Raw genomic sequence first — 3,475 nt, 5'->3', positions numbered from 1 at the left:
ATTATAATAATGAAAATAAATATCAGGATGCATATAACAGTAAAAAGAGTTATATTAAAATGAAAAATATCATTCTTGTAATTTTGATTGCAAACCTTTTATCGGCTTGTGCATTAGCACCAAAGCTAAAACAACCAAATGATAGAAACCGTGTGCCTATTAATAAAACAATCCCTGCCGAAATCAAGCGAGGAGACAGATGAAAAAGCAATTTATTATAACAGGAATGATTACCATTTTGGCAATGATAAATTTAACTCTAATGTCTAACTTTAGTTGGGGTTCTGGAACTCAAGGTTCAACTGTCCAAACTCCTCCCACTTTTTCAGAAGCAGAATATCTGAAAATTATTGATTTGTTAAAACAACAAATTAAAGCAAACGAAGACCAGATCGAAAACGCGGAAAAAATCCATCAGTCTATAACAGGAAATAAAAAAATAAAAAGAGACGAATTATCGAAATTTTTATTACAACATTCGCCTTTTTACCCATCTCCCCACAAAACATACAAGGGTTTATATAGCAAAAACTTCAAAGGTCATTCTTATTTCGAACACCTTATAACTGAAGTTAACGGAGATGAGTGGAGAGTCATCCTCCCGTTCGTACAACATAATATACTATACGATAGGCTTAATAAGCGTCTTCAATATAGTGGAATTATCGATAAAGCTGTAAGTTTGCAAACTTTCCAAGAAGCAGAGAACCGCTTTACACAAATTGCCGGTTTCTTAAAAGATATAGATGAAACAAAAGATCTGAGAGAAGTTTTCGAGCTGCAAACACGTATCAGAAACATGTCAGCCATGCTCCAAAATGAATATACAAAGCTACAAATGGTCAGAAATTTAAGCAATAATGAAGAGTTTCTTATCGAAATGCAAAAACGTATATTGTATAAAAGAGTTATGAACAATGCCCTCACACGTGTGCCTCAAATAAGATTTTAGCCACTAAAGCTCTTTACAAGATTTGCTTTTTTTATGAAAACAAAAGCCGATGTAGAAGGCTCAGTACTATCCGAACAATTCAGAGAGGCGGAAAGCTTTTATCAAAGCCAAGATATCATGATGAAAATGCTTAGGTAATATATACATGCAAATAACGCATTTGGCATATATCTATATTTCAAGGTGATAAAAAGTTGAAAATTTGTTAAAGAGGAATTCCATGGACTTTACAGTGTTCACGCAACTTTTCAATAAAATTGATCAGATAACAAAAACATATATCACGGATATTTCCTCAAAAACAATAGCTACAATTACACCCTTTGTATCAATCGGTGTCACAATCGCTTTCATCATCTATGGTTGGCTCATCATTCGGGGCGCTATAGATATGCCTCTCTACGGATTTGTAAATCGTTTCCTTTGGCGACTGTATTTAATCTGATGATGAATATCTTTGCAAACTATTTGAGCGATATGAAACTCGATTACGACCAGAATGTAAGCTTCATGTTTGGGGAAGCTATCGTCTTGTCTATTATATCCATCATGCTGTTACTCAAACTATCAAGCATTGCCAATTCTCTCGCAAAAGGAATTACATTTGGACATCTATGGAGACATAGAAACTAGAGGATATAAAAGTAATGATTCTCGTAACAGCCCCCTTAATATCCATATGACAAAACAACGAGGATATCCAATCCTAAAGTAGAAAATATTCGCACTGAAATCGAGCTATTTTCATAAATTAAAACATGAAATTAAGAAAAGATAAATTATCGCAAACTATACACTTTACTTTAGTATCAAAATTATAATAATGAAAATAAATATCAGGATGCATATAACAGTAAAAAGAGTTATATTAAAATGAAAAATATCATTCTTGTAATTTTGATTGCAAACCTTTTATCGGCTTGTGCATTAGCACCAAAGCTAAAACAGCCTAATGATAGAAACCGTGTGCCTATTAATAAAACAATCCCTGCCGAAATTAAGCGAGGAGACAGATGAAAAAGCAATTTATTATAACAGGAATGATTACCATTTGGGGAATGCTGAATCTAGCTCCAGCAAATGCAGAGATAACCGTATCTTTCGAACCCTCATCACAGAAGAACCCAACCCCACCACCTGCCCTATCAGCAGAATATCTGGAGCTTATTAAGCTATTAAAAAAAGGGGAAGCTATTGAGCTCTTAAAAAAACAGCTTGAGTTAAAAAAAGAACAACTTTCACAAACAGAAAAAGCCTATCAAGCTATAACAAAGAATCAGAAAACTGGACCTCAGAAAATAGACTTTTCTAGTTTTTTTCTCAAAGAGCCAGAATCGTTCTATAAGAGTGATAAGCTTTCAAGGGAATCATATCAGAAGGTATTAGAGGAAGAAAACAAAATTTCTGGGACTTTTGATCAAGTAGGTAACTCTATTTTTGCCCGTTTAGAATTTATATCGTCTCTAGATAAAGCTTTAACTTTAAAAACTTTTGAAAACGTAGAAAATCGTTTTCAATACCTTAAAGAGTTATTCGATGAACTTCAAACAAAAGAAAACCTGAAAGACATTGCAGATCTTCAAGCACATATTGATGGTTCATTAGCAATGATCCAAAATGAATCTATAAAGATGCAAATGGTAGCGTATTTACGTAATGCCGAGCGATCACTTATCAAAAGGAAAAGACGCGAACTTGATATGAAAATTTTTGACCATGAAAAAAAAGGGATGCCTATCATACGATGAAAACAAAAAACACTGTAAAAGGTTCAGTACTATCTGAACAATTCAGAGGGGCACAGAGATTTTATCAAAGCCAAGATATCGTAATGAAAACACTTAGGTAATGTATAAATGCAAATGACACGTTTAGCATATATCTATGTTTCAAGGTGATAAAAAGTTGAAAATTCATTAAAGAGGAATTCCATGGACTTTACAGTGTTCACGCAACTTTTCACTAAAATTGATCAGATAACAAAAACATATGTCACGGATATTTCCTCAAAAACAATAGCTACAATTACACCCTTTGTTTCAATCGGTATCACAATTGCTTTCATCATCTATGGATGGCTCATCATTCGTGGCGCTATAGATATGCCTCTCTCCGGATTTGTAAATCGTTTCCTTTGGCGACTGTATTTAATCTGATGATGAATATCTTTGCAAACTATTTGAGCGATATGAAACTCGATTACGACCAGAATGTAAGCTTCATGTTTGGGGAAGCTATCGTCTTGTCTATTATATCCATCATGCTGTTACTCAAACTATCAAGCATTGCCAATTCTCTCGCAAAAGGAATTACATTTGGACATCTATGGAGACATAGAAACTAGAGGATATAAAAGTAATGATTCTCGTAACAGCCCCCTTAATATCCATATGACAAAACAACGAGGATATCCAATCCTAAAGTAGAAAATATTCGCACTAAAATTGAGCTATTTTCATAAATTAAAACATGAAATTAGGAAAAGATAAATTATCGCAAACTATACACTTTACTTTAGTGTCA

The 3,475-nt window shown here is 33.5% G+C and carries 4 protein-coding genes and 2 pseudogenes; all 6 read left to right on the top strand.

Annotated elements, in window-relative coordinates; translation table 11 throughout:
* The first annotated feature begins 59 nt into the window (after positions 1-59).
* The 6 genes and pseudogenes from ACFIKU_RS09455 to ACFIKU_RS09430 all read left to right on the top strand — a co-directional run bounded on the left by ACFIKU_RS09455 (position 60) and on the right by ACFIKU_RS09430 (position 3,296).
* Positions 60-203, top strand: a complete 144-nt coding sequence (locus ACFIKU_RS09455) for a hypothetical protein (RefSeq protein ID WP_015857026.1) — start codon at positions 60-62, stop codon at positions 201-203.
* Positions 200-952, top strand: a complete 753-nt coding sequence (locus ACFIKU_RS09450) for a type IV secretion system protein (protein ID WP_375657353.1) — start codon at positions 200-202, stop codon at positions 950-952. Before ACFIKU_RS09455 ends, ACFIKU_RS09450 begins: the two co-directional genes overlap by 4 nt.
* 220 nt (positions 953-1,172) lie before the next feature.
* Positions 1,173-1,585, top strand: a pseudogene (locus ACFIKU_RS09445) (hypothetical protein).
* A gap of 240 nt (positions 1,586-1,825) precedes the next feature.
* Positions 1,826-1,969 (top strand): hypothetical protein, encoded by a 144-nt coding sequence (locus tag ACFIKU_RS09440; RefSeq protein ID WP_015857026.1) that lies wholly within the window; start codon positions 1,826-1,828, stop codon positions 1,967-1,969.
* Positions 1,966-2,700 (top strand): type IV secretion system protein, encoded by a 735-nt coding sequence (locus tag ACFIKU_RS09435; protein ID WP_375657352.1) that lies wholly within the window; start codon positions 1,966-1,968, stop codon positions 2,698-2,700. The genes ACFIKU_RS09440 and ACFIKU_RS09435 overlap by 4 nt, the downstream gene beginning before the upstream one ends.
* A gap of 183 nt (positions 2,701-2,883) precedes the next feature.
* Positions 2,884-3,296, top strand: a pseudogene (locus ACFIKU_RS09430) (hypothetical protein).
* Positions 3,297-3,475: the final 179 nt, after the last annotated feature.

The sequence above is a fragment of the Bartonella sp. CM120XJJH genome, from assembly GCF_042194715.1.
GTDB lineage: Bacteria > Pseudomonadota > Alphaproteobacteria > Rhizobiales > Rhizobiaceae > Bartonella.
This window is presented reverse-complemented; position numbering and strand designations above follow the sequence as displayed.

Bases quoted from the DNA above. Each gene is read 5' to 3' on its own strand.
- ACFIKU_RS09455 (WP_015857026.1), top strand. From the start codon at position 60: ATGAAAAATATCATTCTTGTAATTTTGATTGCAAACCTTTTATCGGCT.
- ACFIKU_RS09450 (WP_375657353.1), top strand. From the start codon at position 200: ATGAAAAAGCAATTTATTATAACAGGAATGATTACCATTTTGGCAATG.
- ACFIKU_RS09440 (WP_015857026.1), top strand. From the start codon at position 1,826: ATGAAAAATATCATTCTTGTAATTTTGATTGCAAACCTTTTATCGGCT.
- ACFIKU_RS09435 (WP_375657352.1), top strand. From the start codon at position 1,966: ATGAAAAAGCAATTTATTATAACAGGAATGATTACCATTTGGGGAATG.